Origin of the sequence: Kitasatospora sp. NPDC091207 (assembly GCF_044768625.1) — a bacterium.
GTDB lineage: Bacteria > Actinomycetota > Actinomycetes > Streptomycetales > Streptomycetaceae > Kitasatospora.
In genome coordinates this window covers 210924-237895 of record NZ_JBIVVS010000008.1, presented here as the reverse complement: position 1 = coordinate 237895, position 26972 = coordinate 210924, and the positions used below count along the sequence as shown (strand labels likewise).

General features: G+C 75.1%; 25 protein-coding genes. 10 read left to right on the top strand and 15 right to left on the bottom strand.

Annotated features, from left to right (window positions below):
- The first annotated feature begins 281 nt into the window (after positions 1-281).
- Positions 282-1685: an MFS transporter gene (locus ACIQTO_RS16860; RefSeq protein WP_402388348.1), complete on the top strand. Its 1404-nt coding sequence runs from the start codon at positions 282-284 to the stop codon at positions 1683-1685.
- A gap of 176 nt (positions 1686-1861) precedes the next feature.
- Here the strand turns inward: ACIQTO_RS16860 and ACIQTO_RS16855 are convergent, their stop codons facing one another.
- Together ACIQTO_RS16855 and ACIQTO_RS16850 are read right to left on the bottom strand one after the other, a co-directional pair.
- Positions 1862-2737 carry a CHAD domain-containing protein gene (locus ACIQTO_RS16855; RefSeq protein WP_402388347.1) on the bottom strand — a complete coding sequence of 292 codons (876 nt, stop codon included), beginning with the start codon at positions 2735-2737 and terminating at the stop codon, positions 1862-1864.
- Positions 2738-2849: 112 nt separating this feature from the next.
- Positions 2850-3236: a hypothetical protein gene (locus ACIQTO_RS16850; RefSeq protein WP_402388346.1), complete on the bottom strand. Its 387-nt coding sequence runs from the start codon at positions 3234-3236 to the stop codon at positions 2850-2852.
- Positions 3237-4142: 906 nt separating this feature from the next.
- Here ACIQTO_RS16850 and ACIQTO_RS16845 point away from each other — a divergent pair.
- The 3 genes from ACIQTO_RS16845 (at position 4143) to ACIQTO_RS16835 (ending at position 6612) form a co-directional block, all read left to right on the top strand.
- Positions 4143-4820 carry a hypothetical protein gene (locus ACIQTO_RS16845; RefSeq protein ID WP_380576528.1) on the top strand — a complete coding sequence of 226 codons (678 nt, stop codon included), beginning with the start codon at positions 4143-4145 and terminating at the stop codon, positions 4818-4820.
- A gap of 237 nt (positions 4821-5057) precedes the next feature.
- A complete protein-coding gene (locus ACIQTO_RS16840; RefSeq protein ID WP_402388345.1) occupies positions 5058-5885 on the top strand; it encodes a DsbA family protein in 828 nt (275 codons plus the stop codon).
- 67 nt (positions 5886-5952) lie between these two features.
- Positions 5953-6612: a vitamin K epoxide reductase family protein gene (locus ACIQTO_RS16835; protein ID WP_402388344.1), complete on the top strand. Its 660-nt coding sequence runs from the start codon at positions 5953-5955 to the stop codon at positions 6610-6612.
- A gap of 40 nt (positions 6613-6652) precedes the next feature.
- Here ACIQTO_RS16835 and ACIQTO_RS16830 read toward each other — a convergent pair whose 3' ends face one another.
- From ACIQTO_RS16830 to ACIQTO_RS16820, 3 genes are all read right to left on the bottom strand, one after another.
- Entirely contained in the window at positions 6653-7735 is a 1083-nt protein-coding gene (locus ACIQTO_RS16830) for a serine hydrolase domain-containing protein (RefSeq protein ID WP_402388343.1), read from the bottom strand.
- Positions 7736-7793: 58 nt separating this feature from the next.
- Positions 7794-8282, bottom strand: coding sequence for a GNAT family N-acetyltransferase (locus ACIQTO_RS16825; protein WP_402388400.1), 489 nt, complete (start codon positions 8280-8282; stop codon positions 7794-7796).
- Positions 8283-8357: 75 nt separating this feature from the next.
- Complete coding sequence (locus ACIQTO_RS16820) at positions 8358-8774, bottom strand: ankyrin repeat domain-containing protein (RefSeq protein ID WP_402388342.1); 417 nt, start codon at positions 8772-8774, stop codon at positions 8358-8360.
- A 427-nt stretch (positions 8775-9201) separates the two neighbouring features.
- Between ACIQTO_RS16820 and ACIQTO_RS16815 the strand changes: the two genes are divergently transcribed.
- The 3 genes from ACIQTO_RS16815 to ACIQTO_RS16805 all read left to right on the top strand — a co-directional run bounded on the left by ACIQTO_RS16815 (position 9202) and on the right by ACIQTO_RS16805 (position 11777).
- On the top strand, positions 9202-9396 hold the full coding sequence (locus ACIQTO_RS16815) for a hypothetical protein (protein ID WP_327674940.1): 195 nt from the start codon (positions 9202-9204) through the stop codon (positions 9394-9396).
- A gap of 113 nt (positions 9397-9509) precedes the next feature.
- Positions 9510-11123, top strand: a complete 1614-nt coding sequence (locus ACIQTO_RS16810) for a hypothetical protein (protein WP_402388341.1) — start codon at positions 9510-9512, stop codon at positions 11121-11123.
- Between the two features lie 279 nt (positions 11124-11402).
- Positions 11403-11777: an RNA polymerase-binding protein RbpA gene (locus ACIQTO_RS16805; RefSeq protein WP_030396357.1), complete on the top strand. Its 375-nt coding sequence runs from the start codon at positions 11403-11405 to the stop codon at positions 11775-11777.
- A gap of 168 nt (positions 11778-11945) precedes the next feature.
- Here ACIQTO_RS16805 and fxsA read toward each other — a convergent pair whose 3' ends face one another.
- The 5 genes from fxsA to ACIQTO_RS16780 form a co-directional block, all read right to left on the bottom strand.
- The gene (gene fxsA, locus ACIQTO_RS16800; RefSeq protein ID WP_402388340.1) at positions 11946-12515 is read right to left on the bottom strand and encodes an FxsA family membrane protein; all 570 of its coding nucleotides are present in this window, start codon (positions 12513-12515) and stop codon (positions 11946-11948) included.
- Positions 12516-12674: 159 nt separating this feature from the next.
- Positions 12675-14297 carry an apolipoprotein N-acyltransferase gene (gene lnt, locus ACIQTO_RS16795; protein ID WP_402388339.1) on the bottom strand — a complete coding sequence of 541 codons (1623 nt, stop codon included), beginning with the start codon at positions 14295-14297 and terminating at the stop codon, positions 12675-12677.
- Positions 14298-14467: 170 nt separating this feature from the next.
- Positions 14468-14923: an N-acetyltransferase gene (locus ACIQTO_RS16790; protein WP_402388338.1), complete on the bottom strand. Its 456-nt coding sequence runs from the start codon at positions 14921-14923 to the stop codon at positions 14468-14470.
- Positions 14924-15025: 102 nt separating this feature from the next.
- Positions 15026-16690, bottom strand: a complete 1665-nt coding sequence (locus ACIQTO_RS16785) for an amidohydrolase (protein ID WP_402388337.1) — start codon at positions 16688-16690, stop codon at positions 15026-15028.
- Positions 16691-16721: 31 nt separating this feature from the next.
- Positions 16722-17162 (bottom strand): Lrp/AsnC family transcriptional regulator, encoded by a 441-nt coding sequence (locus tag ACIQTO_RS16780; protein WP_329486516.1) that lies wholly within the window; start codon positions 17160-17162, stop codon positions 16722-16724.
- Between the two features lie 229 nt (positions 17163-17391).
- On the opposite strand from ACIQTO_RS16780, the gene ACIQTO_RS16775 reads away from it, so the two are divergent.
- Positions 17392-17844, top strand: a complete 453-nt coding sequence (locus ACIQTO_RS16775; protein WP_380573055.1) for a hypothetical protein — start codon at positions 17392-17394, stop codon at positions 17842-17844.
- A gap of 133 nt (positions 17845-17977) precedes the next feature.
- Here ACIQTO_RS16775 and ACIQTO_RS16770 read toward each other — a convergent pair whose 3' ends face one another.
- A complete protein-coding gene (locus ACIQTO_RS16770; protein WP_402388336.1) occupies positions 17978-19141 on the bottom strand; it encodes an acyl-CoA dehydrogenase family protein in 1164 nt (387 codons plus the stop codon).
- Between the two features lie 391 nt (positions 19142-19532).
- On the opposite strand from ACIQTO_RS16770, the gene ACIQTO_RS16765 reads away from it, so the two are divergent.
- Positions 19533-20090, top strand: a complete 558-nt coding sequence (locus tag ACIQTO_RS16765) for a uridine kinase (protein WP_402388399.1) — start codon at positions 19533-19535, stop codon at positions 20088-20090.
- A 429-nt stretch (positions 20091-20519) separates the two neighbouring features.
- Positions 20520-22610, top strand: coding sequence for an AAA family ATPase (locus ACIQTO_RS16760; RefSeq protein WP_402388398.1), 2091 nt, complete (start codon positions 20520-20522; stop codon positions 22608-22610).
- A 64-nt stretch (positions 22611-22674) separates the two neighbouring features.
- On the opposite strand, the gene ACIQTO_RS16755 is transcribed toward ACIQTO_RS16760, so the two are convergent.
- From ACIQTO_RS16755 to ACIQTO_RS16740, 4 genes are all read right to left on the bottom strand, one after another.
- Positions 22675-23658, bottom strand: coding sequence for an NAD-dependent epimerase/dehydratase family protein (locus ACIQTO_RS16755; RefSeq protein WP_402388335.1), 984 nt, complete (start codon positions 23656-23658; stop codon positions 22675-22677).
- Between the two features lie 150 nt (positions 23659-23808).
- Entirely contained in the window at positions 23809-24855 is a 1047-nt protein-coding gene (locus ACIQTO_RS16750; protein WP_402388334.1) for a hemolysin family protein, read from the bottom strand.
- Positions 24852-26192 (bottom strand): hemolysin family protein, encoded by a 1341-nt coding sequence (locus ACIQTO_RS16745; RefSeq protein WP_402388333.1) that lies wholly within the window; start codon positions 26190-26192, stop codon positions 24852-24854. Before ACIQTO_RS16745 ends, ACIQTO_RS16750 begins: the two co-directional genes overlap by 4 nt.
- 245 nt (positions 26193-26437) lie before the next feature.
- On the bottom strand, positions 26438-26872 hold the full coding sequence (locus ACIQTO_RS16740; protein ID WP_402388332.1) for a PH domain-containing protein: 435 nt from the start codon (positions 26870-26872) through the stop codon (positions 26438-26440).
- Positions 26873-26972 lie beyond the last annotated feature (100 nt).

The following is a 26972-nucleotide window of genomic DNA, read 5'->3' as shown; positions in this document are numbered from 1 at the left end:
GGCACGGCGGGACGGGGCCGCCGCGGCCCCGGCTCGTGCGACGCGGCCGGACGACGCCTCCCCCGACCGGCCGGCGCGGTCCGGAGAGCGGTAGTTGACACGCTTGCCGTGTTCGCCTTGCGAAGGTCTGGTTACTTAGGGCAGCATCAAGCTTATGCAATATAGCGCGCACACAATTATCGCGGACGCGGATTGAGCGCGCTCAAGATCATTCTAGTGGGAGGGACGTGCCCATGTCAGGCAGCTCGGCTCCGAGTGAACACCGGACGGGAGGCGACGCCTTGGCAGCATCCGAGGCAACGCCCGAGACGGCAGCACCCGAGGTCCAGCAGGACTCCCTGCGCTGGTCGGCACGGTTATGGGTGTCGCTGCTGATCTTCAGCGGCGTGATCCTGCTCGACGGGCTCGACGTCTCGATGATCGTGGTGACGATCCCCGAGATCCAGAACGAACTCGGGATGACCGCGGCCACCGCGCAGTGGCTGGTCGGCGCCTACATCCTGGCCTTCGGCAGCTTCCTGCTGCTGGGCGGCCGGGTCGCCGACCTGTTCGGCCGGCGGCGGGTCCTGGTGATCGCCATGGCGGCCTTCGCGGTCGTCTCGCTGTTCGGCGCGCTCGCCGACAGCTCGATGCTGCTGATCGTCTCCCGCTTCGTCAAGGGCATGGCGGCGGGCTTCGCGGCCCCGGCCGCGATGTCGCTGCTGACCACGACGTTCCCCGAAGGCCCGCAGCGCAACAAGGCGTTCGGCATCTTCAACGTCTTCGAGGCCTCCGGCTACTCCTCCGGCCTGCTGGTCGGCGGCATGCTCGCCGCCCTGAACTGGCGGTCCATCTTCATCCTGCCGATCCCGCTCTCCATCCTGCTGCTCATCGGCGCGCTGCGCTTCCTGCCGCCGGACCCGCCGCGCACCGAGCGGCCGCGCCTCGACATCGGGGGCGCCGCGACCCTGCTCACCGGCACGCTGCTGCTGGTCTTCACCGTGACCTCCGCCCCCGAGGCCGGCTGGAGCTCGCTGCGGACGATCGGCGGATTCGCCCTCTCCGCCGCCCTGTTGGCCGCCTTCCTGATCATCGAGCGCAGCGTGAAGGACCCGCTGATCCGGCTCGACATCTTCCGCAACCGCAGCCTGGTGAGCGCCAACATCAGCATCGCGCTGCTGTACGGCGGCGCGATGGGCTTCCAGTTCCTGCTCGCGCTCTACCTGCAGGACCTCCAGGGCTGGAAGCCCTGGCAGATGGCCCTGGTCCTGCTGCCGGCCGGCCTCATGGTGGTCATCATCGGCCCCAAGCTCGGCGCCCTGATGGAGCGGTTCGGCGTGACCAAGGTGCTGATGGTCGGGCTGGTGGCGTTCCTCCCCTGCTACCTGCTGATGCTCTTCATCGGCCCCGAGCCGGACCTCTGGCGGATCCTGCTGCCCGCGTCGGTGCTGTGGGGCGTGGGGTTCGCGCTCAGCATCGCGACGCTGATGGTGGCCGGCACCAACGGGATCGCGGACGAGGAGCAGGGGCTCGCGGCCGGGCTGCTCAACAGCTCGCTGCAGGTCGGCGGCGCCTTCGGCCTCGCCGTCGTCACCGCGGTCATCATGCCGGGCACCGAGCTGTCGATGTTCTACCCCGGGCTCGCCGTCATCCTGGGCTTCGCCGTCCTCACGCTCATGGCACAGTTGACGCATCGTCAGAAGTGAAACCGGCGGACCGCCCGGCGCCGTGGGACCGGACCTTCCGGTGACCGCCGCACCGGGCGGTCCGGCACCTACCGGACGTCCGGCCGGTTCCCGCCCGGGACGGACGGCCGGTTTCTCGCCGGGCCACCGAACCGGCCGCGACCGCGTCACCGAACCGCCCGCGCTCCGACGGGTGATCAGGCGAAGCGGGCCAGCTCGCGGCCGGACGCCCGCGCCCACACCGCCGGGAGCTCCGCCCGCGCCGCCCCGGCGGCCGCCAGCTCCAGCCCGTACAACACGCCGTACCCGAACACCTCGCCGGAGCCGGCCGCCCGCTCCCGCAACGCGGCCGCCGCCACCACCGCGTCCTGATGCTCCCCGAGCACCTCCTGGGCGGCCTTCATCCGCTCGACGTACCGCCGCGCCGCCCGACCGGCCACCGGCTCGGCCGTCTCCCCCGCGTAGCGAGCCCGCTTGGCCGCCTTCCGCGCCTCGTGCAGCGCCGCCGCCCGCCCCGGACCGGCGGCCGTCGCCGACCGGATCCGCTCCGCCGTCCGCCGCTGCTCCCGGGCCGCCACCCGGGCCAGTTCCGGCACGGCGGCCCGCCCGGCCCGCCCGCGCAGCGGCGGATCGGCGAGCAGCGCGGCCAGGCCGTCCGCCAGGGCCCGCCGGCGAGCGCTGTCCAGCGCCGCGACGACCTCCGGCCGGACCCTGCGGTACTCGGCCCGCGCCCACCGCTCCAGCCGCTGGGCGAGCCGCTCCGGCCCGCACGGCTCCGGCAGCTCCCGGGCCCGCGCCGCCAGCCGCTCGCCCAGCACCTCGCGGTCCCGGGCCCGGCCGAGGGCCGCCCCGAGCCAGCGCAGCTCGGCCACCAGCTCGTCGGTCGCCCCGGGTGCGAACAGCCGCCGGTACGTCCGCAGCGCGCTGCGCAGCCGGCGGCAGGCGACCCGCATCCGGTGCACGGCGTCCGGTTCGTCCGCCCGCACGGCGTCGTCCAGGCCGGCGAGCACCGCGGCCTGCTCCCCGATCCGGTCGAGCACCACCGCGCCCACCGTGCCGGCATCTGCGGCCATACGCGTTCACCCCTTCGCCTCGGGGCCTGCGGGACGCCTTCCAGGCTAGCCCGCCGGCCCCGGGCGGGCCGGGCCCCTGCCCTCCCGGGGCCGGCATCCGGCCGGACCGGAATCAGGGCCTCAGCTGGAGCGCCAGCGACATCGTGTAGCCGACCAGGGCGGCGAAGAAGCAGACCGCGGTGGCGTGCCGCGCGGTGAACGGCAGCCCGGAGAGCGAGGGGAAGAGGAGGACGGCGGTACCGGCGGCCAGGTCCGCGATGTAGAGGCCGCCGGGCGGGACCACCCCGGTGGTGCGGGCCGCCCAACCGGTGGCGACCAGGAAGCCGGTGAGCAGGACGAACCCGGAGAGCAGTCCGGAGCCGATGCTGGCGAGGGCGGGGTGCGGCTCGGGCGGCTCCTCCCCCTCCGGGAGGGCGGGGCGCAGCCGGTGAGCGACGGCGAGGGCCGTGACGGCGACCGTCACGGCGGCGGCGGCGCTGAGCAGGGGGCCAGGGTTCACCTGCGGCTCCTGGAGGTCGGATGGTGGCCGAGGACCGCGGCCAGCGCGGCCGGGACCAGGACGGCGAGGATGACGACGGTGGCCCAGACGGCCGGTTCGAGCGCGGGCGGCGGCCCACCGGCCGGGGGTGGCGGCGGGGGTGCGCCGACGAGCGCGGTCGTCGCGACCGGGCTGGGGGCCGCGGTGGGGACCGCTGGCGGCGGATGCGGGGCCGGGATGACGGCCGGGGCGGTCGCGGGGTGCGGAGCGACGGCCGGGGCGGCTGCCGGGGACCGGACCGGTCCGAGGAGCGGGGCGGACGAGGACGCGGACGGGTGCGGCGACGCCGCCGGCCCGGGTGCCGCGGACCGGGTCGGGGCGGCCGGCGGGGCCGAAGGGGAGCCCGGCGCCGAGGGCACTGACGCGGCGGCCGTCGGCGTGGGCGCGGCCGTGGGTACCGGTACCGGTACCGGACAGTGCGTCGGCGGCGGATGGACGGACGGCGGCGCGGGAGGCACCGGCGGCCATGGCAGTTCGGGAACCGAGGGCAGCGTGGGCGGCGCGGGCGGCGCGGGAGGCGCGGGAGGCCAAGGCAGCGGCACCGCCGGCGACGGCCGGGCCGGGCCGTGGGCCGGGCCCTGCGCCGGGGCGAGCCCGGGGAGGTGCGCCGCGGAGGCTGCGGGCGGACGCGGGTGCGCCGAGCCGCTGGCGTGGTCCATCGGCCGATTGTCGGATCACCTCCGCCTCCGGCGGCAGCCCCTGACCCCCTCTCACCCCGCCTCCCCCGCCCAAACCCATCCCGCCGGTGAACTCGCCACCCCCGTACCGCGAACGAACGACCGATGGCGGGCAATCAGTTCGACTGTCGCCGGTCACCCGCCGACGCACCCTCGTGCCGGGTGTAAGCGTCGTGGCATACTCCGGGGCATGACGACATCCACCCCCGCGACCAGGGCCCTGCGGGCCGCGGTGTTCACCGCGCTCGCCGTGCCGCTGTCCGCGCTGGGGCAGGTCGTCATCACCGGTCGCCCGCTGCCGCTCGGTCTGGTGGCCGCCGCGACCGCCGTCGTCTTCCTGGTCGCCACCGCGCTGGCCGGCGGGGAACGGCGGCTGCTGCACATCTCGGCCGTGCTGGTCCCGGTCGAACTGCTGCTCAACACGACCTTCAACCTGGGCCAGGCCGGCTGCGGCCCGGTCCTCGGGGCCGGGCACTCCCCCGCCCGCGGCATGAACCTGCTGGTCTGCGGCGGCGGCTCGGTGGACGGCTCGCTGTTCTCGGGGCCGCTGGGGCACACCGGGCCGGTCGCGCCCGCCGCCACCCAACTGCTGGTCCTGCTGGTCCACCTGCTGGTCGCGCTGGCCGCCGCCACCTGGCTGCGGCTGGGCGATGCCGCCCTGTCCGGCCTGGCCCGGGCCCTGCGCGTGCTGCGCCAGTCGGTCGCGGCCCCGCTGCGCGCGCTGTTCCTGCTGCTGGCGCCGGCGCCGGCCCGGCCGGTGCGGCGGGTGCCGCTGCCGGTCTCGGACCGCCCCCGGCCGCGCCGTGAGGCCGTGGTGCTCAGCCCCGCGCCGCGGCGCGGTCCGCCGGCCTTCGCGCCTGCCTGCTGACTCCCGGCTCCGCGCCCGTCCGACCGGCTCCGCGCCCGTCCGACCGGCTCCGCGCCCGTCCGACCGGCCCCACCCGCCCGGACACCCCGGCGCCCGGCTCCGCCCGGCGCCCGCAGGCAGCGCGCCCGACTCCCGCGTTCACCGACCCGAGCCCCCTCGCGCCCGCGGCGCCCCGCGCCGCCGCCGAGCCGGGCACCCCGCGCGCGTTCGCGCGCCGTGTACAGGAGTTGACCCACCATGGCCCAGCCCACCGAACAGCAGCCCGGCCGCAAGCAGTCCCAGCGCGTCAGCGCCCGTGAGCGGATCCAGGAGGCGCAGCAGCGCGAGCGGCTCGCCGCCAAGCGCCGGCAGCGGATCGTCGTCGGCGTCTCGATCGTCGCGGTCCTCGCCCTGGCCGGCGGCACGGCGCTGGCGATCAACGCGGCGGGCGGCGACAACGCGTCCGCCGCGTCCGCCGCCGCCGACCCGACCGCCCTGGTCGTCCCCGCCAACACCACCGGCCCGGACGGCACCGTGATCGTGTACGGCAAGCCGGACGCCGCCCACACCCTGCAGGTGTTCGAGGACTTCCGCTGCCCGGTCTGCAAGACCTTCGAGGCCACCAACGGCGACACCGTCCGGAAGCTGGCGGACGACGGCACGGTCAAGGTGGAGTACCACCTGGCCGCGTTCCTCGACAAGAACCTCGGCGGCAAGGGCTCGCGCACCGCGCTCGCCGCGGTCGGCGCGGCCCTCAACGAGGGCGTCGACAAGTTCAAGCAGTTCCACGACGTGCTGTACGCCAACCAGCCGGACGAGCGCGAGGACGGCTTCGGCGACGTCAACCACCTGTTGGACCTGGCCGGCCAGGTGCCCGGTCTGAAGACGGACGCCTTCGTCAAGGCGGTCACCGAGCGCACGTACGGGCCGTGGGCGAAGAAGGTCGCGGACGCCTTCGACGACAGCGGGGTGACGGGCACGCCGACGGTCAAGCTGGACGGCAAGCCGATCACCCTGTTCGCGGGGAAGAACGCGGTGACGCCGGAGCAGTTCACCGCCCAGGTGAAGCAGGCCGCGGGCCTGTAGTGAGCACCACCGGCCCGGCCGACCACCCGGCCGGGCCGGCCCTTCACACCCACCGGAGTGCTCTGCCATGACCGCCCCGACTGCCGTGAACCCGCCCCGCCCCGCCTCCACCGCCGCCGCCCCGCCGGGCCGTCCGCCGATCGGCGCGGGCCGGGCGTTCGCCCTGTTCCTGCTCCTCGGCGGACTCCTCGGACTGGCCGCCTCGGCCGTCCTGACCTTCGACAAGCTCCGCATCCTGGAGAACCCGTCCTACGTTCCCAGTTGCAACATCAACCCGGTGATCAGCTGCGGTTCGGTGATGCGCACCGAACAGGCGGAGGTCCTCGGCTTCCCGAACCCGCTGCTCGGCCTGGCCGCCTTCGGCGCCCTGGCGGCGGTCGGCGCCGGGCTGCTGGCGGGCGCCGCCTACCGCCGCTGGTTCTGGCTGGGCCTGCAGGCGGGCACCCTGGCCGGCGTCGTGTTCGTGCACTGGCTGATCGACCAGGCGCTGTACGACATCGGCGCGCTCTGCCCGTACTGCATGGTGGTCTGGGCGACGGTGGTGCCGCTGTTCTGGTACACCACGCTGCACAACCTGCGGTCCGGCGTGATCCCGGTCGGCCCCCGGTGGCGTCCGGTGGTCCGCGAGGCCGCCCGCTACCACTGGGCGCCGCCGGTGCTGTGGGCCGCCGTGATCGCGCTGCTGATCCTGAACCGGTTCTGGTCCTACTGGAGCACCCTCCTCTGAGCCCGCGCGGTGGCGGCCGGCGCGCCCGCGGACGCGCCGGCTACCCGAACACCGCCCGGCGGAAGGCGTTGCGCAGGTCGGTGAGCGGTTGGATCTCGCGGCCGTAGTGCACCTTGTTGGTGAGCAGCAGCGCCCAGCGGCCGAGCCGGCGGGAGACCCAGATCCCGGTGCCGGTGAAGCCGTAGTGGACGAAGGTGCCCTCGGCGGGGTCGGTGCCGGGGGCACAGAGCCAGGACAGCCCGCGCGCGGGGGTGAGTCCGCCGGTCTGTTCGCGCAGCGACTCGGCGGTCCAGGGCCCGGCCCAGGGCAGTGCGGGCGGCGGGTCGAGCAGCGCGGTGAGAAAGCGTTCGAGGTCGCGGGCGGTGGAGAAGGCGCCCGCGTTGCCGGAGACTCCGCCGAGCAGCCGCGCCGAGGGGTCGTGCACCACCCCGCGCAGGTGGGCCCCGACGGCTTCGTCGTACTCGGTGGGCGCGGTGCGGGCGGTCTCCACCGGGCCGAGCGGGCCGTACCGGGTGTCGGTCATCCCGAGCGGGCGCCAGACCTCCCGCTCGGCGAGCACGTCCAGCGGAGCCCCGGCCAGGTGCTCGACCAGGTCGCCGAGCAGCACGGCCGCCCGGTCGGTGTACTCGACGGCGGTCCCGGGCGCGCGGTGCAGCGGGGCGGCGAGGATACCGGACCGGATCGACTCCCGGTCCCGGCCGTAGCGCCGCTCGAACTCGGTGCGCAGCGGCATTCCCGCCGTGTGGGTGAGGAGTTGACGGACCGTCACGCTGCCGGTCGGCTGCCCGGCGGCCCGCGGCCAGGACGCGGCGAGCGGGCGGTCGAGCGGCAGCCGGCCGGCCTGCCACAGGGCGCCGGCACAGGGCCACAGCGCGATGATCTTGGTGAGGCTGGCGAGGTCGAAGAGCGTGTCGGCCGCCATCTCCAGCCCGCCGTAACGGCCTTGGCCGAGCACCCCGGCACCGCCGCGCCCGACCACGCCCCCGGCGTCACCGACGGCCCAGACCCCGCCCGCCCCGACGCGACGCAGCCCGGCCGTCACCAGCCGCTCCAACTCCCCGCCGGGGGCGGCGAACCCGGCCGGCGGGCGGGGGGCGGCGGCCCGCCCCGGCTGGTCGTCCATGCCTGCCCCCGCCCGCTCGGCCACCGGTCCGCCGGGAGCCTACCCAGCGGGCGCCCGGTCAGACGGCGGGCACGCCGTCGAACTCCTTGCCGAGGCAGATGCTCTGCGGGTGGTCGCGGTAGATGCCGAACTTCTGGATCGGGTCGTAGCCCTCGGACCCGTAGAGCGCGACCGCCTCGGGCTGCTCGGTGCCGGTCTCCAGCACGAACCTGGTCCGGCCGGCCTCGACGGCGGTCCGCTCCAGCCGGCGCAGCACCGTCCGGGCGAGGCCCCGCCCGCGCGCGCCGGGGACGACGAACATCCGCTTCAGCTCCGCGTCGCCGTCCCGCAGCCCGTGCGGGTCGGCCCGCTTGGCCCGCCAGCCGCCGCAGGCCACCGGCTCACCGTCGAGGTAGGCGATCAGGAACAGGCCCGCCGGCGGCTCGAAGTCGTCGGGGTGCAGCTGCGTGAGGTCGCCCTCGCCGTAGCGGCGGACGTACTCCTCCTGCACCTCCGCCGAGAGTCGCTGGGCGTCCGGGTGGCCGTAGCCGGTGATCCGGATCTCGATGCTGTCGCCCTTGCTGTCCCGCGCGCCGGCGGTCCCGGTGATGCTCTCCATGGTTGAAAAGCCTACGACCTCGGGTCAGCGGTTCTCGAACCGGGCGACCAGCTCCTCCTTGCCGAACATCCGGGCGGTGTCGACGGCGGACGGCGTACCGGCCGTCGGGTCGGCGCCGCCGGCCAGCAGGGCGGTGAGCACGTCCTCGGCGCCCTTGAAGACGGCGCCGGCCAGCGGGGTCTGCCCCCGGTCGTTGGCCCGGTTCGGGTCGGCGCCGCGGGCCACCAGGGCGGTGACGGTGGCGGCGTGGCCGTGATAGGCGGCGAGCATCAGCAGGGTGTCGCCGCGGTCGTTGGTGAGGTTGGCGGGCGCTCCGGCGTCGACGTAGGCGGCGAGGGTGTCGGTGTCACCGGCCCGGGCCGCGTCGAAGAGCTTCCCGGCCAGCTCGATCACCTCGGTGTCCGGGGCGTCGGCGGGCTGCTGGCTGGCGGCGTCGGTCATGGCGGGCCTCTCCTGGGCTCGGTCGCCCCCGGGCCTCGCCCGGGAGCTTCTCGGTGTGTCGGTCGCGCGTACCGCACCGTAGCGGCCCGGTGCGCGGACGATCCAGCGCGCGTCCGGCCTGCGGACGCCGGACGGATCGCGGCATTCCCCCGCACGACACGCGGCCGGGAAGGTTTCGCGGCCGTTCGAGCGAACTTCCCGGCCCCCCCGGAAGCCTCCCGCCCGCCCCCGGGGAATACCTCGCCGCGCCGGTACACCGGGCCGCCCGGCCCCCGTTCCGGGCGGTTCGCATACCCCCACCCGACGCACAGGTGGGTATTGGCCGAGAAAACCACCCATTTGCACCGTTCCATCATCTATTACTTTTTGTCACGATTAGGGCACATTCCGTGACACTGTCCCTGTCCCCCTCCCCGAGGAGCAGACCGTGATCCTCTCGATTTCCGGCATCGTCCTGTTCGGCACCATCGCCTTTCTCTTCTTCCGCAGGGACGGACTAAAGGTCTCCCACGCCATCGTCTGCGCCCTCCTCGGCTTCTATATCGCCGGTTCCTCGATCGCTCCGAGCATCACCGCGGGCGGCGCCAGCCTGGCCAGCCTGCTCGGCGGCCTGAAGTTCTAGCCCGGCCACTCCCCCGTACGGGCCCGGGCGCGGATCCCACCGCCCCGGGCCCCGTCGTTCACCCGACGCCGACCCCCTCACCCGACCGTCCCACTCGCCCGGGGAGCCAAGGAATGCCGCTCAACCGCCACCTCACCAAGGGCCGCGACCTCGCCCGCACGGCCGGCGACCACGCCTCCGACATGTTCGCGCCGCTGACCGTCATCGGGCGCGGAATGCGCCACCACGTCGCCTGGGCCAAGAGCCGCTGGCAGGCCACCCCGAAGGAGCGGCGCGGGCCGACGGTCTTCCTGGTCGCCGCCATGCTGCTGGGCATCTACCTGCTCCCGCACGGGCTGCTCTTCGCCCTGGTGGCCCTGATGGCCAGCGCCGCCTGGAACGGGCGCTCCCCCAAGGCCCCCGCTGCCCCGCCCGAGCCGGACGTCGCCGACGTCAAGCTCACCGCCCTGTACGCCGCGCTGACCCCGTACCTGACCGGGCCGGACGACCTCGCCCCGCTCTACCACCACGAGGGTGCCTACAAGGACGTCTTCGGCTCCTGGGAGTTCGACGGCGAGGGGCGGCTCGCCCGGCTGGAGCTGGTCTACCCGGCCTACTTCACCGACACCGAACCGGCCGCCCGGGCCCGGATCGAGCAGGTCGTCCAGGGCAAGGCCGGCCGCGCCCGGGAGTACCGCTTCGACTGGGACGAGGAGTCCAACCGGCTGCGGATCGCCGCGCTGGCCCCGCTGGCCACCGACATCGCGGCCCAGCGCTTCGTGACCACGCCCGGCGAGATCGTGCTGGGCTTCACCGACGAGGACGGCAGCGCCCGGACGATCCCGGTGGGCCAGGGCGGCACGATCACCCAGCAGCCCCCGGTGGTCTGGCGCACCGGCCCCCGCTCGGGCGAGCCGCACCTGCTGGCCCTCGGCGTGACCGGCTACGGCACCTCCAGCCTGATCCGCTCCGTCGCGCTCCAGGCACTGCCCTTCGGGGACCTGGTGGTGATCGACGGCGCCGGCACCGGCGAGCACGCCTGCCTGGTCAACCGGCCCGGCGTGCACACCGTGGAGACCAGCCTGCACGGCGCGCTGGCCGCGCTGGAGTGGGCCGCCCAGGAGACCGAGCGCCGGCTGACCGCGCTGAACGCCGCCCGGCACGCGGGGACGGCGCCGCCCGAGGACGTCACCCGCCCGCTCTGGCTGCTGCTCGACCACCCGACCGAGCTGAGCGAGCTGGCCCACGCCGAGGGCCGGCCGGACCCGCAGGACCTGCTGGAGCTCCCCCTGCGGCACGGCCGGGCCGCCCGGGTCACCGTGGTGATCGCCGACGACATCGAGGCCCGGGACCGGATCACCCCGACCGTCCGGGCCACCACCCGGGCCCGCGTCCTGCTCGGCCCGACCGGCCCCGAGGAGGGCTACGCCGCGCTCGGCGCGCCGCTGGACATCGTGCCCGCCGCGCATGCCCCCGCCGGCCGCGGCTACGCCCGGGTCGGCACCGGCGCCCCGGTCCGCCTCCAGGTGCCCGCCACCGTCGACCCGCTGGACGAGGAGGCCCCGGCCCAGCTGCGCGAGGCGGTGATCGCCCTGCTCCCGCACCGCGACACCCGGACCGAGGCGGCCGCACCGGTCGACGTCCCGCCACGCCCGGCCGGCCCGCCGCCGGCGGCACCGGCCGAGCCGCCGCGGCCGGTCGACCTCGGCAAGGAACACCCCGCCCTGCGGTTCCGCCCACTGGCCTGAACGGGGGCGACGGGGCGGGGCGGCGCACGGCGTCGCAACCCGCCCCGGTAGGCTCATGACGGAAAGGCCGACCGATCACCGTATGTGAAATAGGTGACACCTGAGGTGATATCCGCGGCCAGATGTGACAAATCGGGCGCCGATGGGTACAAACAGGGGCGGCACGACAGACGACGCATGTCCCGGGACGGGAATCTTCGTCGGAAGCCGAGCGTTGACCGAACGACGAAGAACAGCGACCACTAGTCCTGTGGGCCATAAGCCCGGGAGGCACGATTCATGAGCGAGCGAGCTCTCCGCGGCACGCGACTCGGGGCCACTAGCTACGAGACCGACCGTGGTATCGATCTGGCTCCCCGCCAGACCGTCGAGTACGCATGTCAGAACGGACACCGATTCGAGGTTCCTTTCTCGGTCGAGGCGGAGATCCCCTCGGCCTGGGAATGCCGCTTCTGCGGCCAGGAAGCAGTACTCCTCGACGGTGACGAACCTGAGGAGAAGAAGACCAAGCCCACGCGTACCCATTGGGACATGCTGATGGAGCGCCGCACGCGCGAGGAGCTGGAGGAGGTGCTGGCCGAGCGGCTGGCCGTGCTCCGCTCCGGAGGGATGAACCTCGCGGTACACCCGCGGGACACCCGCAAGAGCGCCTGACCCCGCTCCCGCCCCGGCGGGAGCACGCGAAAAGGGACCCTGGCCCCCAGGGTCCCTTTCGCGCTGTCCGGGTGAGGTACCCGGCACCCGGGCCGACGGAGCCCGCGGCCGTCCGGGGCATCCGTGCCCCGGACGGCCGCGGGCTCCGCGCGTTCGGCCCTTCGGCGGTCAGCCCTTCAGCGGCGGCCGGTAGGTGGTGTCCGGGCCCTGCGGGCCGGCGCCCGGCTCGACCACCTCGCCCTGGATCACCTTGCCGTCCGGGCGGTGGATGCGCAGCTGCTCCTGCAACCGCACCGCGTCCGCGAGCGGATCGGCGCCGACGCCGGCGGTGCTGCGCAGCGCCTTGTCCGCGAACCGGCGTCCGGCCGCCCGCCACAGGGCCCTGGTCGGCGGGAAGAGCAGGGTCAGCGCCAGCGCGTCCGACAGGAAGCCCGGCAGCATCAGCAGCAGACCGGCCAGCACGGTCAGGCTGGTGCCGGTCTGCGGCTGCTGCGACTTCGGGTCCCGGCTCTGGTCGATCGCCGCGGAGAACGCCTTCAGCCCCGCGCGCTTGATCAGCGAGCCGCCGATCACCGCGCCGGCGATCAGCAGCAGCACCACGGTCAGGCCGCCCAGCCACGAGCCCACCTGGACCAGCAGCCAGATCTCCAGCACCAGCCAGGCGGTGACCACCAGCGGAAGCACCCGGCGGAGCTTTCCGCGCCGGGCCTGAGGGGCAGGGGTAGCTTGCTGGGTCACGGTACGAATCCACTCCATAGCGGTGCTCTGCGCGCCGCACGGGAGGTCCGGGCCGGCTACGGCACCACCTGGTCCAACGATCCGCCGACGGCCGGTGTTCCGACCCCGCCCGGAGCCGGGGCGCCGGGTCAGCGGCGCCCGCCGACCGTCGGCGCCGGGTCAGGAGGACTCGGAGGAGAGCGGGCGGGTGGCCCTCCTGCGGCCGATCAGGACGGCCGCCCCGCAGGCCAGCAGGCCCGCGACGGCCAGCGTCCACTCGGGCACGGCGCCCACCCGGTCCGCCACCGTGGTGCCGTCGCGCAGCGGGACGACGGCGGACAGCTCGGCGGCGGTCAGCTCCTCGGTGCGCTGGACCACCGAGCCGTCGGGGGCGATCACGGCGCTGATCCCGCTGGTGGCGGCGATCAGCACGGCCCGGCCGTGCTCGACGGCGCGCAGCCGGGACATCGCGAGCTGCTGCTCGGGCTGGCCGGTCTTGGCGTAGGTCGCGTTGTTGGTCTGGACGACGAGCACCCGGGCGCCCTTGTCGACGGTGTCCCGGACGATCTCGTCGTACGCCACCTCGAAGCAGATGACGTCGCCGATCCTGGCCGGTCCCAGCTGCATGACGCCGTTGTGGTCACCGGGGTAGAAGTCCCGCGCGACCCGCTGGAGCCGGGTGATCACCTTGGAGAGCTGGTCGCGGAACGGCACGTACTCGCCGAACGGGACGGGGTGCTGCTTGGTGTAGGAGGCACCGGGGCCGGTCTTCGGGTCCCAGACGATGCCCTCGTTCTGGACGTGCTGCTCGTCCGGGCCGTCGACCAGGGTGCCGACCAGGGTGGGCACGCCGACCGCCTTCACGGCCTCGTCGATGCGCCGGTAGGCGAGCGGGTCGCTGAACGGGTCGAGGTCGGAGGAGTTCTCCGGCCAGATCACGATGTCCGGCTTCTCCACCTTTCCGGCCTTGATGTCGGCGGCGAGCTTCTCGGTGGCGGCGGCGTGGTTGTTGAGGACCATCATCGGCCGGCCGAGGAAGTCCATGCCCGGGTTGGGCACGTTGCCCTGGATCAGGGCGACCTTCACGGTGTCGGCGGGCGCGGTCGGCACCGGGACCAGGTAGCCGGCCAGCATGGCCGCGACGGCGCCCGACGCGGCCAGCACGGCGGCCCGGGGAGCCCGGCGGGGCCCGCGCAGCCGCAGTGCCGCCCAGGCCAGCAGGGCGCCGGCCAGCGCGACCGCGAAGGTCACCAGCGGGGCGCCGCCGATCGCGGCGAGCGGGGTGAACGGGGTGGCCGTGTTGGCGAAGGCGAGACGGCCCCACGGGAAGCCGCCGAGCGGCAGCCGGTCGCGGGCCCACTCCTGGGTCACCCAGAGGCAGGCCGCCCAGAGCGGCCGGCCGGGCAGCCGGGAGGTGAGCGCGAGACCGGAGCCGAGGGCCGCCAGGAAGAGCGCCTCGATCACGGAGAGACCGACGGTGGCGTCCCAGCCGACCACCCGCAGCCAGCTGAGCAGCAGCAGGAAGAACGGCAGGCCGAAGGCGAAGCCCGTCCAGGCGGCCTGCCGGGCGGTGCGGCCCTGGGTGAGCAGCGAGAGCGCGGCGACGCCGACCAGCGAGAGCGGCCAGAGGTCGAACGGCGGGAACGAGAGGGCGAGCAGCAGCCCGGCGAGCACGGCCAGCCCGGTGCGGGGCAGCCCGGACCGGACCTTGGTGAGGGCGCGGGCGGCGCGGCCGGGGGCGGCGGGCGTCACGGACGCCTCGGGGAGGGCGTCCGGCCGCTCCTGTGTGACGGGCAGTGCCACCGGCGCACCATTCTTCCTGGTCGGGCTGTCCGCGCTTGTCGGTCCGTTCGCGCGTTCTTCACCGTCCGTTGAGTTCGGACGCTGTGCGAAGACGGTACCCCGGAACGGGCGCCGCGCGTGAGGCCGGGTGGCCCGCCGATCAGCGGGTTCCCGGCCCCGGGAGCGCGGTGTCAGCGCGGGCTGTGGCGGACCGTGCGCAGCGGCCAGTCGGCGGCCAGCCAGGCCGACACGGCGCGGTACAGCGGGGCGTCCAGTTCGGCGCGGTCGGCCCGGACCCAGGAGCTGACCGCGGTGGTGGCCGGGTCCTCGCGGTCCGGGTGGATGTAGACGCAGCCGACGACGGCGTCCCCGGGGCTCTCCAGCACGGTGTAGGTGAACGCGCGGCGGTACTCGAAGTCGGCGGCGTGCCGGCGCAGGTCGGCGAGGTTCCGCTCCGGCGTCATGCCCTCGGCGGGCGGCCAGCTGCCGGTCCAGCCCGGGGTGGCGTGGATGTGGTCGACGCTCGACGTCCAGGCCGCCAGGTCGGAGGCGTTGTGCTGCTCGCCGAGGGGTTCCAGGCGGAACCCCTCGGCGGCGAGGGCGCGGGGGACGGCGAAGTCGGCGGGCACCAGCGGATGATCACTCATGCCGGTCAACCTACGCGGAGCGGGCCGGCCCGCTCGCCCGGATCCGGCGCGCGGCCCCGGAGCCGCGCCGCGCGCCCGCGGTCCGGCGCGCGGAGCCGGGGTTCAGCGCGCGGCCTCGCGGTCCGGCGCGGCCTCGTGGACGGTCCGGCCGCGGACCACGGTGCGCAGGCAGACCGGGAGCGGGCGACCCGGGGTGAGGTCCGGCAGCCCCGGGGTGCCGGAGCGCGGGTCGGTGGACCAGCCGGCCACCCGGGAGTCGGGGGCCTGCACGACGAGGTCGTCGGCGGCCCAGACCGCGTAGCTGGCGATCGCGCCGGGCACCAGGACCCCGTCGTGGTCGCGGCCGATCGCCCGCCAGCCGCCGCGGGTGTGGGCGGTGAAGGCGGCGCGGGCCGAGATCCGGTGGTCGAGGGTCCGGTGGAAGGCCGCCGCCCGGACGGTGCCCCAGGGGTCGAGCGGGGTGACCGGGGCGTCCGAGCCGAAGGCCAGCGGGACGCCGGCCCGCAGCAGCCCGGCGAAGGGGTTGAGCGCCGCGGCGCGCTCGGCGCCGAGCCGCTGGACGTACATGCCGTCCGGACCGCCCCAGGCGGCGTCGAAGGCGGGCTGCACGGAGGCGGTGAGGCCGAGTTCGGCGAAGGCCGCGACGGACGCCCCGTCCAGGGCCTCGGCGTGCTCCACGCGGTGGCGCAGCGCCTTGACGCGGTTGGCGCCGACCCGCTCGCCGGCTGCCCGGACGCCGGCGATGACGGCCGCGACGGCGGCGTCGCCGATGGCGTGGAAGCCGGCCTGCAGCCCGGCCTCGGTGCAGGCCGCGACGTGGTCCGCGACCTGCTCGGCGCTCAGGTAGGAGGTGCCGGTGTGGTCGGCGTCGGCGTACGGGCTGTGCAGGCAGGCGGTGTGCGAGCCGATCGCGCCGTCGACGAAGAGGTCCCCGCCGACGCCCACCGCACCGAGCCGGCGGGCCGTCTCGACGCCGCCCAACTCACCCCAGTAGCCGAACACTTCGGGGCCCTCGCCGTCGGCGGCGAGGGCCAGCAGGGCGGCCAGGTCCTGCTCCGAGGAGATCTCCGGGCCGGCGCACTCGTGCAGCGCGCCGATCCCGAGCTCGGCGGCCCGGGCCAGGGTCGCGCGCTGGGCGCGCCGGCGCTGCTCGGGGGTGAGGCGGGAGAGCGCGGTCTGCCGCACGGCGTGGTGGGCGTCGCGGGTGAGCGGGCCGGTGGGGGCGAAGCCGGGCCGGTCCGCGAGGCCGGCGGTGAGCGCGCGCAGCGCGGTGGTGGCCAGCGCGGAGTGCACGTCGGTGCGGGAGAGGTAGAGGGCGGCGCCCCCGGCGGCCGCGTCCAGCTCTGCGAGGGTCGGCGGGCGGCCCTCGGGCCAGCCGCTCTCGTCCCAGCCGTGGCCGATGAGCACGCCGCCCGGCTCGGGCCGGGCCGCCACGAAGGCGGCGACGGCGTCCAGCGCGGCGGCGAGCGAGGGCAGACCGGTGAGGTCGAGACCGGTGAGCGCCAGTCCGGTGGCGGTGGCGTGCACATGGGCGTCGACGAAGGCCGGGGTGACCAGGGCGCCGTCGAGCTCCACGATCTCGTCGGCGGAGTCGGTGTACGCCTCGGCGGCGCCGTCACTGCCCACCCAGGCGACGTGCTCGCCCTCGACGAGCATCGCGGTGGCGAAGGGGTCGGCGGGGCTGTAGACGGCGCCGCCGCGCAGCAGGACGGTTCGTGGGCCCCTCCTGCCCGAGGGCGGGCCAGGAGGGAGGGTGCGTTCGGTCATGGCGCCAAGTCTGCACCTCCCGGGGGCACGGTCAGAGCTTCGGGGGCCTCGCCTCGTAGGGCGTCGAGAGCACGACGGTGGTGCGGGTGGAGACGCCGGCCGCGCTGCGGATCCGGGCCAGCAGGTCCTCCAGGTCGCCGGGGGCGCCGACGCGGACCTTGAGGATGTAGTTCTCGTCCCCGGCGACGCTGTGGCAGGCCTCGATCTCGGGCAGCCCGGCGAGGCGCTCGGGGGTGTCGTCGGGCGCGCTGGGGTCGAACGGCTTGACCGAGATGAACGCGGTCAGCGCCAGCTCGACCGCGTCGGGGTCGACGATCGCGGTGTAGCCGCGGATCACGCCGCGCTGCTCCAGGCGGCGCACTCGCTGGTGCACCGCCGAGGTGGACAGGCCGGTGGCCTTGCCCAGGTCCGTGTAGCTCATCCGGCCGTCCTCCAGGAGCAGCTGAACGATGCGTTGGTCGAGATCCTCCACAAGGCGCAAACCTACCCGGTCGGGGGCGCGCGCCGCGCCACCGAGGGCGCGCACGGTGTCACTCGCGGTCGTACGGGGTGCCGGGCGGGCACATGCCGGGCGAATGTGGCGAAGGACACACCCGGTGCATCACCGTGCACCGGCCTGCAGGGTTATGAGTCCGTATCGGCGGGAAGTGCTGGTTGTGGCCCCGGGCGACCACGCCGGGCCCGATCCGAGGGGGATCACCATGCGTGCAACTGACCAGCATTCGCTGAGCGCCGACGACACCCACGATATGACCGGCCGCGAGGACCTCGCGGTCCCCCACGAGCTCGCGCCGGGGGTGGATCCGGGCGAGGGCGAGACCTGGGAGATCTTCCGGGTGCACTGCCCCGAGTGCCGCCGCCCGATCGCCCTGGTGGGCGACGAGGAGCGGCTGCCGCAGCACGCCGTGCTGCCGACCGCCTGGCACCCCTTCTCGCCCGCGCTCTGCCCGGGTTCGGGCGCGCCGACGGACGACCTGGCGGACGTGGAGTCGGCGGAGGACGCCGAGGCGGCGGGCCTGGAGGCACTGCTGGCCCTTCCGTCCGAACTCGACTGGCGCACCCAGCCGTTCTCCCACGCCGTGGCGCACCGCCCGGTGCAGACGGCGCCCGCGCCGGCCATCCCGCAGCAGCGCAGCCGGCTCGTCCGGCGCTGACGGCGGCCGCCGGGCCGGGAGTTGACCGACCGTCAGTTCTCGGTCGGCCCCGGGCCCGGCGCCGGCCCGGAGCATGCCTCCGGGCGCCACTCCGCACCCTGGAGTGACGCCCGGAGGCCGTTTTCGGGGGCCGTCAGCGCGCGGTGAGGTGGCGGCCGATCACCAGGCGCTGGATCTGGTTGGTGCCCTCGACGATCTGCAGCACCTTCGCCTCGCGCATGTAGCGCTCGGCCGGGAAGTCCTGCGTGTAGCCGTAGCCGCCGAGCACCTGGACGGCGTCGGTGGTCACCCGCATCGCCGCGTCGGTGCAGAACAGCTTGGCCATCGCCGCGTGCTTGGAGAACGGCCGGCCGGCGTCGCGCAGGCGCGCGGCGGCCAGGTAGAGCGCCCGCCCGGCCTCTATCTGGGTGGCCATGTCGGCGAGCATGAAGGACAGCCCCTGGAAGTCGGCGATCGGCCGGCCGAACTGGCGGCGGGTGCCGGCGTAGTCGACCGCGAGGTCGAGCGCGGCCTGGGCGACCCCGATCGCGCAGGCGGCGATGCCGAGCCGGCCGGAGTCCAGGGCGGCGAGCGCGATCTGGAAGCCCTGGCCCTCGGTGCCGATCAGCCGCCCGCGGTCGACCCGGACGCCGTCGAAGTGCAGCTGCGCGGTCGGCGAGGAGCGCATGCCCATCTTGTGCTCCGGCGGCGCGGCCGACAGGCCGGCCACCCCGGCGGGCACCAGCAGGCAGCTGATGCCGCGCGGACCGGGCTCGCCGGTGCGCACCAGGGCGCTGTAGAAGTCGGCCTCCCCGCCGTGCGTGATCCACGCCTTGGTGCCGCTGATCACGTACTCCCCGCCGTCCAGGTCGGCACGGGTGCGCAGCGCGGCGGCGTCCGAGCCGGACTGCGGCTCCGAGAGGCAGTAGGCGCCGAGCTGGTCGCCGGCGAGCATGCCGGGCAGCCAGGCGGCGCGCTGCTCGTCGCTGCCGAAGCCGGCCAGGGCGTGGCAGGACAGCGTGTGCACGCTGACGCCGAGGCCGACCGCCAGCCAGGCGCCCGCGAGCTCCTCCAGGACCTGCAGGTAGACCTCGTACGGCTGGTCGCCGCCGCCGTACTTCTCCTCGTACGGGAGGGAGAGCAGGCCGGCCTCGCCGAGGGTGCGGAAGATCTCCCGCGGGAAGCGGCCGGCGGCCTCGTCCTCCGCGGCCCGCGGCTGGATCTCGCGCTGGACCAGGTCCCGGGTGAGGCTCAGCAGTTCGCGGGCCTCCTCGGTCGGCAGCTGGCGTTCCACGGCGTTCGCGGGGGACGGGGTCATGGCGGCGGTCGCCTCCTCGTTCGGGCACCGGACCCTGGTGTGGCGGGCCCGACGCGGGTGTGGCAGGTCGGCCCGACCGGCACCGGGTTGCGGTGAACGGCCGTTCACAAGCGTGGCGAAGTGAGTATGCCCGATCACGGCGCTGCCGTCACGAGCTGCGGGGAAACACGGTCCGTCCTGGCGTGCGGGCCACCGTAGGGTTGCCGATGTGGCCTCTTCCGAAACCCCCAGCACCCCTCCGGGCGACCTGACGGCCCCCGCCGCCGGCGGGGCGCGGACCGCGCCCGGCCCGCGCGGCGCGACAGCCCGTCCGCGGGACGCGGCACCCGGCCCGGACGGCGCGCGGGGGCCCTACGACGCCCCGGGAGCGCTCACCGCGCTCGCCGCCGGGCTGCGCGCGCTGGAGCCGTCCTGCGGCCCGGTCCGGCTGGTCGCGGTGGACGGGCACGCGGGGTCCGGCAAGACCACCTTCGCCGGCCGGCTGGCCGCCGCCCTCGGGGGTGCGCCGGTGGTCCACCTGGACGACCTGGCCACGCACGCCGAGCCGTTCGGCTGGACGGAGCGGCTGCGCGCGCAGGTGCTCGACCCGCTGGCCGCCGGCCGGGACACCGCGTACCGGGTCTACGACTGGACGCTGGGCCGCTTCGCCGGCACCGCGGCGGTACCGCTCGCCCCGGTGGTGCTGATCGAGGGGGTCGGCGCCGGGCGGCGGGCGGTGCGGCCGCGGCTGGCCCGGCTGATCTGGATGGAGCTGGCGGCCGAGGACGCCCGGCGGCGCGGCGAGGAACGGGACGGACCGGGGCTGGCGGAGTTCTGGGCCGGCTGGGCACGGGCCGAATCGGCACATTTCGCGGCCGACCCCAGCCGCCCGTACGCCACCACGACCGTGGACGGAGTGACCGGACGGATCTCGCCGGACACCGTCGGTGAACCTTCAACAAGCCCTTGACCTGCGGTATCGCCAGGACTTACGTTCTCCTCAGTTGCCGAAGTCGTTGATCGCGCAACATCGGACTCGGCATCCCCGGCTTGTTCCCCCGTGAGCCGGGGATGCCGTCCCCTCCCGCCGCCCGGAGCCCGCCGACACCGGCCCCGCGGCCCCGCCGGATCCGCACCGGCGCCCAACCACCGCGCGTCCGATCACATTTGACTCCGTGCGGCACTCTTCCGGATCAGCGCCGCGCCGGTACGATTCCTGGAGGCGCAGATGCGCCCCGGGGGCTATCGACGACCGGCCGGCTTCTCCGCACGACGAATCGCCGACCGAGCCCCGAGGCACACGCGGGGGGCGTGAGTGACGACGGTGGACAGTTCCGACGGCAACACCGCAGGCGGCCCGGCTCCGAACCGGCTCGCCGACCGCGCCTGGCTGCGCGCCATGGACGCGTACACGGCGGGCGCGTACGCCCGCGCGGAGGAGGAGTTCCGCGCGGCCGTGCGGCTGGACCCGGGGATGGCCGACGCCTGGCTCGGCCTGCACGCGCTGCGCAGCGACACCTCCGGCGCGCTGCTCGCGATGTACCGCCACCGGAATCGGTTCGGCGAACAGCGCCGGCTCCACCGGCGCCCGCTCAGCTCCTGGTACTGGCTGGGCTGGTGGGTGCAGCCCGTCCTGGAGGACGGCCGCGACCTGGCACTCGCACACGCCTCGCACTGGCTGGACGGCCGTCATCTGGCCGCGCTGGACAAGGCGTTGGAGCAGTGCCCGATCCCGGAGGAGGACCCTTCGGCGCGCTTCCTGCACGCCTGCCGCTCCTATCTGCTCAAGGACTGGGAGCAGTTGATCCGGGACACCGACCGGCTGCTGGACGACCCGCTGCTCGGTATCGAGGCCGGGCTCTTCGCCGGCATGGCGCGGGTCCGGCTGGACATGTGCGCCCAGGCCCAGGCCCCGCTCGCCGCCTCGCTCGCCCGCTGCCGCTCCGAGCAGCCGCAGCGCAAGGAGCTGCGGTACTGGCTGGCCCGGGCCTACGAGGGGGCCGGGCGCAGCGCCGCCGCGCTGCCGCTCTACCGGGCGGTGCACCGGGCCGATCCGGCCTTCATGGACACCGCGACCCGGCTCGCCGCGATCTCCGCCGAGGACGGTGTGGTCGACGCGCTGCTGGACGCGGTCGGCGGCCTCGGCCGCGAGGCCGGCCGGCCGGCGGGTGCCGAAGACGGCTTCGACGCCCTGTCGTTGGGCCTGGACACGGTGGGCGCCGAGGAGGCGGGGCTGGACCCGGCGTCGCTGGAGGCCTCGGGGTGCGAGGTCGCGGGCCTCGAATCCGGCGGGTTCCCGGCCGAGCCGTATCCGGGCGAGGCGTTCCAGCCCGAGGCGTTCCCCTCCGAGGCGTTCGCCGGTGAGCCCTACCAGTCCGAGCCGTACCAGTCCGAGCCGTCGCAGGCCGGGGCCCTCCCGGCCGGGACCGGTGGGCCGGCCGCGCCGGTGCCGCCGGGCGAGGGGGTGGCGGCCGACCGGGAGGCCGGGCCGCCGCTGCCCGCCGGCGAGCGCTCCGGCTCACCGGTGCCACCGCCGGCCCCCGTCGCCTCGGCCGGGACGGCGATACCGGTCCGGGGCGAGGCCCTGACCAGATCGGCGGACGGCGGCTCCGCCCCCGCCGGACGCAGCGGCAGCGAGCGGGAGTTGGACGCGGCGCTGGCCGAACTCTCCCGGATGGTCGGACTGGAGCCGGTCAAGCGGCAGGTCCGGGCCCTCTCCGCGCAGCTGCGGATGTCCCGGCTGCGGGCGGCGCAGGGGCTGCCGGTCCAGCCGCCCAAACGGCACTTCGTCTTCTCCGGCCCCTCCGGCACCGGCAAGACCACCGTGGCACGCATCCTCGGGCGGGTCTTCCACGCCCTCGGGCTGCTCTCCGGGGATCACCTGGTCGAGGCCCAGCGGGCCGACCTGGTGGGCGAGTTCCTCGGCCAGACGGCCGTCAAGGCGAATGAGCTGATCGACTCCGCGCTGGACGGCGTGCTCTTCATCGACGAGGCCTACAGCCTCTCCAACTCCGGCTACAGCAAGGGCGACGCCTACGGCGACGAGGCGCTGCAGGTGCTGCTCAAGCGGGCCGAGGACAACCGCGACCGGCTGGTGGTGATCCTGGCCGGCTACCCGGAGGGCATGAACCGGCTGCTCGCCACCAACCCCGGCCTCAACTCCCGCTTCACCACCCGGGTCGACTTCCCCAGCTACCGCCCCGGCGAGCTCACCGCGATCGGTGCCGCGCTGGCCGACCGGGACGGCGACGGCTGGGACGAGGACGCCGCCGAGGAGCTGGCCAGCATCTGCACCCACGTGGTCCGCGAGGGCTGGATCGACGACCTGGGCAACGGGCGGTTCATCCGCACCCTGTACGAGAAGTCCTGCGCCTACCGGGACCTGCGGCTCTCGCTGCTGCGCGAGCCGCCGGGCCGCGAGGACCTGGCGACCCTGCGGCTGCCGGACCTCGTGCAGGCCTACGGCGAGCTGATCGACGGCCGGGGCTGACCGACGACCGGGGCGGCCTCGGCGGCCGGCCCCGGGCCGGCGGGCCCGGCCGTCGCTCCGGGGCTCAGGCCCCGAGCAGCTTGGCCTCCCGCTCCGCGTCCAGGCCGACCACCGGCCGGTCCGGACGCTGCGGGGCCGTGCCGCCGATGGACCGCAGCCAGGCCCAGGTGTCCGCGACCGTCTCCGCGACCGGCCGGCAGCGCAGCCCGGCGGCGACCGCCCGGCCCACGTCGGAGCCGTGCACGGTCGCGTGCAGCTCGCCCGGCGGGACCCAGACCGGCAGGTCGCTCCACGGTTCGATGCCGGCCGCCAGGATCGGGCCGGGCTCCGTCCAGCGCAGCCGCGCGTCCGAGCCGGTGGCCCGGACGCAGGCCGCCAGCAGCTCGCCCATGGTGGCGTGCCCCTGCGGGCTCACCAGGTCGTACGCGCCGCCGAGGCCCGCCACCAGGGCGTCGAGCGTCCAGCCCGCGAGGTCCCGGGCGTCGATGTACCGCACCGGCAGGTCACGCGGGCCGGGCGCGAGCACCGGGCCGCCGCGGGCGATCCTGCCGAGCCACCAGGGCAGCCGGCCGACGTTCTCGTAGGGGCCGAGGATCAGCCCGGCGCGGACCAGCAGCGCCCGGTCGTCGAAGGCGTCCAGCAGGGCCAGCTCGCCGCCGCGCTTGGCCTGCGGGTACGGGACGTCGCCGGCGTCCGGCGAGCCCTCGACCACCGGCGCGCTCTCGTCCGCCCCGGCCGGGGTCGGGTACGCGTACACCGAGCGGCTCGACACATAGGCGTAGCGGCCGACCCGGGCCGCCAGCAGCCGGGCGCTGTCGCGCACCGCCGAGGGCGCGCCGGACCAGGTGTCCACGACCGCGTCCCACTCCCCCTCGGCGAGCGCGGCCAGGCCGCCGCCGGCCGTCCGGTCCCCGTGCAGGGCCCGCACGCCGGCCGGCGGCGCGTGCGTCCCCCGGTGGAAGACCGTCACCTCCCACCCCCGTGCCGGCGCCTCCTCGGTCACGGCCCGACCGACGAACTCCGTCCCACCCAGCAGCAGCAGTCTCATGCCGACCACCCTGCCCAGCGGACGGCGTTCCGGGAACCGTCGCACGCTCACAGCGGATTCGCCGGCAGCAGAACGGCCGGGCCCGGACAACAGTCCGGGCCCGGCCGACGTACCGACGTACCGACGTACCGACGTACCGGCCTTCGGACGTCAGGCGGCGGAGCGGTGGTCCGGGTCGTGCACCTCGCCGACCAGCTCCTCCACCACGTCCTCCAGCGTCACCACGCCGAGCGTGCGCCCGTCCTGGTCGAGCACGGCGGCCAGATGGCAGGCGGCCCGGCGCATCGCGCCGAGCGCGTCGTCCAGCGGGAGCGTGCCGCGCACCACGGTGATCGGGCGCCAGAGGCGGGCCGGGACGGGCGCCGCCTGGTCCTCGACGTCCAGGATGTCCTTGAGGTGCAGGTAGCCCAGGTAGCCGTGGGCGGCCGGGTCGCCGTCGGTGACCGGGAAGCGGGAGAAGCCGGTGCGCAGCGCCAGCTCCTCGACCTGGGCGGCGGTCACCTTGGTGTCCACGGTGACGAGCTGCTCGGGCCTGAGCAGCACCTCGGTGACCGGGCGCCGGCCCAGCTCCAGGGCGTCCTCCAGTCGCTCCTGGCGGCCTTCGTCGAGCAGGCCGGCGTCCCGTGAGTCGAGCAGCAGGTACATCAGCTGCTCGGTGGTGAAGACCGACTCCACCTCGTCCTTGGACTCGACCTTGAACAGCCTGAGCACGGCGTTCGCGAAGGCGTTCAGGAAGACGATCACCGGCGTGAGCCAGCGGGCGAGGCGGTCCAGCGGCGGGCCGAGCCAGAGCGCGGCCTTCTCCGGACCGGCCAGCGCCATGTTCTTCGGCACCATCTCGCCCATCACCATGTGCAGGAAGACCACCACGGCCAGCGAGATCCCGTACGAGAGCGGGTGCATCAGGCCGGCGGGCACGCCGAGCGCGTGGAACGGGCCCTCCAGCAGATGGGCGATGGTCGGCTCGGCGAGCGCGCCCAGGCCCAGCGAGCAGACGGTGATGCCGAGCTGGGCGGCGGCGAGCATCGCGGAGACGTTGGAGAGCGCGTGCAGCACGGTGCGGGCCCGCTTGTTGCCGGCTTCGGCGAGCGGTTCGATCTGGCTGCGGCGGACCGAGATGACGGCGAACTCGGCGCCGACGAAGAACGCGTTTCCGAGCAGGAGCAGGAGGGCCACGGCCAGTTGGAGCGCGGTCATCGGGTCCCGTCCTCGTCACCGGGGCGCGCGCGCCCGGTCGTGCGTTCCACCCGCACCCGGCTGGTGCGGTGGCGGTCCACCGCCTCGACGGTCAACCGCCAGCCGGGCAGTTCGGCCTGCTCGCCCGGCACGGGCAGCCTGCCGAGCAGGTCCGAGACGAGACCGGCCAGGGTCTCGTACGGGCCGTCGGGAGCGTGCAGGCCGATGGACTCCAGCTGGTCGAGCCGGGCCCGGCCGTCGGCGGCCCAGACGGGCAGCCCGTGGACCGGCGGGAGCGGGAGCAGCTCGGGGGTGTCGGCCGGGTCGTGCTCGTCCTGCACCTCGCCGACGAGCTCCTCGACGATGTCCTCGACGGTGACGACACCGGCGGTGCCGCCGTACTCGTCGACCACGATGGCCATCGGCTGGAGCCGGCGCAGCCGGTCGAGCAGGCGCTCGGCGGGGAGCGTCTCCGGCACCAGCAGCGGCGGCACCGCGAGGTCGCCGACCCTGACCAGCCCGCGCCGGGCGGGCGGCACCGCGAGGGCGTCCTTGAGCGTGACGGTACCGGTGACCTCGTCCAGGCTGTCGGTGTAGACCGGGAAGCGGGAGAGGCCGGTGGCCCGGGTGAGGTTGAGCACGTCGGCGGCGCTGGCGTCGCGCTGGAGGGCGGCGACGTCGATGCGCGGGGTCATCACCGACTCGGCGGTGAGGTCACCGAGGCCGAGGGTGCGCACGAAGAGGGTGGCCGACTCCTCGTCCATCACGCCGGCCCGGGCGGAGTGCCGGGCGAGCGAGCCCAGCTCGGCGGGGGTCCGGGCGTGGCCCAGCTCCTCCTGCGGCTCGATGCCGAAGGCACGGACGGTGCGGTCCGCCGAGCCGTTCAGGAAGCTGATCAGCGGGCGGCAGGCGCGTGAGAACGCCATGTGCGGGGAGGCCACCGAGCGGGCGACCTGGAGCGGCCGGGAGATCGCCCAGTTCTTCGGGACGAGTTCGCCGATCACCATCTGCACCACGGTGGCCAGCAGCAGGCCGACGATCACCGCGACGCCGCGGGCCGCCCCGTCGGGCAGGCCGACGGCGGTGAACACGGGCTTCAGCAGGACGGAGAGGGCCGGCTCGGCGAGCATGCCGACCACCAGCGAGGTGACGGTGATGCCGAGCTGGGCGCCGGAGAGCTCGAAGGAGAGGTGCCGCAGGGCCCGGGCGACCCGGCCGGACTTGGCGTCGCCGGCTTCGGCGGAGCGCTCCACCGCGCCGCGCTCGACGGTCACGAAGGCGAACTCGGCGGCCACGAACAGGCCGTTGGCGAGGATGAGCAGGAACGCCGCGAGCAGCAGCAGCCAGGCGGTGATCACAGTGCCGCCTGCCTTCCGGGGTGGGGAAGTCGGGCGGCGCAGGTACTACCGGACGGATCGTCCATGGACGGGGGGAGTCACTCCTCAAGTCGTTTCCGGCAGGGCCCGCTGTCAAATGGCATGGCTTTGCCCTGCTTTTTACCAGCGTAGACGATACCCGTGCGACTGTCGGCCCCCCGTTCGGACCCGCTCAGGGGCGGGTCCGGGGGCGGGTCCGGGGGCGGTCCCGGGCTGCCCGGCGGGGGTCAGCGGCCGCGGCGCTCGGCCAGGTCGCGCAGCGCCCGGGCGTCCGCGATCGCCTGCGCCTTGCCGAGCCCGGACTGGATGCCGACCACGGCCAGCGAGGTGCCGTCGGCCAGGTCGAGGGTCGCCCACGGGTCGCCCTGGCGGAAGTTGACCCGGACGATCTCGGCCCAGGCCAGCCGGCGGCGGCGGACGAAGTTCACCACGGTGACGCCCTCGGCGTCGGCGCTCACCCGGGGCCGGGCCAGCATCAGGCCGACGCCGGCGAAGAGCACGCCGCTGAGCACCATCATGAGCCGGTCGTTGAACTGCCAGCTGGCGGGGAGCGCGACGGCGATCGCGACGAACATCACCACCAGCAGCGCGCAGACCGGCAGCAGCACGGCCCGGGTGCGGCGCGGGGCCCAGGTGACGGGGAACTCGGCGGGGGTGGTCACGTGGGTCTCCGGGGTCTTCCAGTCGGGGCGGGTACCGGCAACCGCCGGCTGCCGTCAGCGAACCGGCCGCTGTCGGCGAAAGGGCGGGGGCGCCGACCGG

What these genes read in the sequence shown, in the direction of transcription:
- ACIQTO_RS16785 (WP_402388337.1), bottom strand. Translation starts at nt 16,690, where the DNA reads ATGACCGAACGCACCCTCCCTCCTGGCCCGCCCTCGGGCAGGAGGGGC.
- ACIQTO_RS16810 (WP_402388341.1), top strand. Translation starts at nt 9,510, where the DNA reads ATGCCGCTCAACCGCCACCTCACCAAGGGCCGCGACCTCGCCCGCACG.
- ACIQTO_RS16835 (WP_402388344.1), top strand. Translation starts at nt 5,953, where the DNA reads ATGACCGCCCCGACTGCCGTGAACCCGCCCCGCCCCGCCTCCACCGCC.
- ACIQTO_RS16750 (WP_402388334.1), bottom strand. Translation starts at nt 24,855, where the DNA reads ATGACCGCGCTCCAACTGGCCGTGGCCCTCCTGCTCCTGCTCGGAAAC.
- ACIQTO_RS16845 (WP_380576528.1), top strand. Translation starts at nt 4,143, where the DNA reads ATGACGACATCCACCCCCGCGACCAGGGCCCTGCGGGCCGCGGTGTTC.
- ACIQTO_RS16820 (WP_402388342.1), bottom strand. Translation starts at nt 8,774, where the DNA reads ATGACCGACGCCGCCAGCCAGCAGCCCGCCGACGCCCCGGACACCGAG.
- ACIQTO_RS16830 (WP_402388343.1), bottom strand. Translation starts at nt 7,735, where the DNA reads ATGGACGACCAGCCGGGGCGGGCCGCCGCCCCCCGCCCGCCGGCCGGG.
- ACIQTO_RS16805 (WP_030396357.1), top strand. Translation starts at nt 11,403, where the DNA reads ATGAGCGAGCGAGCTCTCCGCGGCACGCGACTCGGGGCCACTAGCTAC.
- ACIQTO_RS16790 (WP_402388338.1), bottom strand. Translation starts at nt 14,923, where the DNA reads ATGAGTGATCATCCGCTGGTGCCCGCCGACTTCGCCGTCCCCCGCGCC.
- ACIQTO_RS16760 (WP_402388398.1), top strand. Translation starts at nt 20,520, where the DNA reads ATGGACGCGTACACGGCGGGCGCGTACGCCCGCGCGGAGGAGGAGTTC.
- ACIQTO_RS16840 (WP_402388345.1), top strand. Translation starts at nt 5,058, where the DNA reads ATGGCCCAGCCCACCGAACAGCAGCCCGGCCGCAAGCAGTCCCAGCGC.
- ACIQTO_RS16755 (WP_402388335.1), bottom strand. Translation starts at nt 23,658, where the DNA reads ATGAGACTGCTGCTGCTGGGTGGGACGGAGTTCGTCGGTCGGGCCGTG.
- ACIQTO_RS16855 (WP_402388347.1), bottom strand. Translation starts at nt 2,737, where the DNA reads ATGGCCGCAGATGCCGGCACGGTGGGCGCGGTGGTGCTCGACCGGATC.
- ACIQTO_RS16770 (WP_402388336.1), bottom strand. Translation starts at nt 19,141, where the DNA reads ATGACCCCGTCCCCCGCGAACGCCGTGGAACGCCAGCTGCCGACCGAG.
- ACIQTO_RS16775 (WP_380573055.1), top strand. Translation starts at nt 17,392, where the DNA reads ATGCGTGCAACTGACCAGCATTCGCTGAGCGCCGACGACACCCACGAT.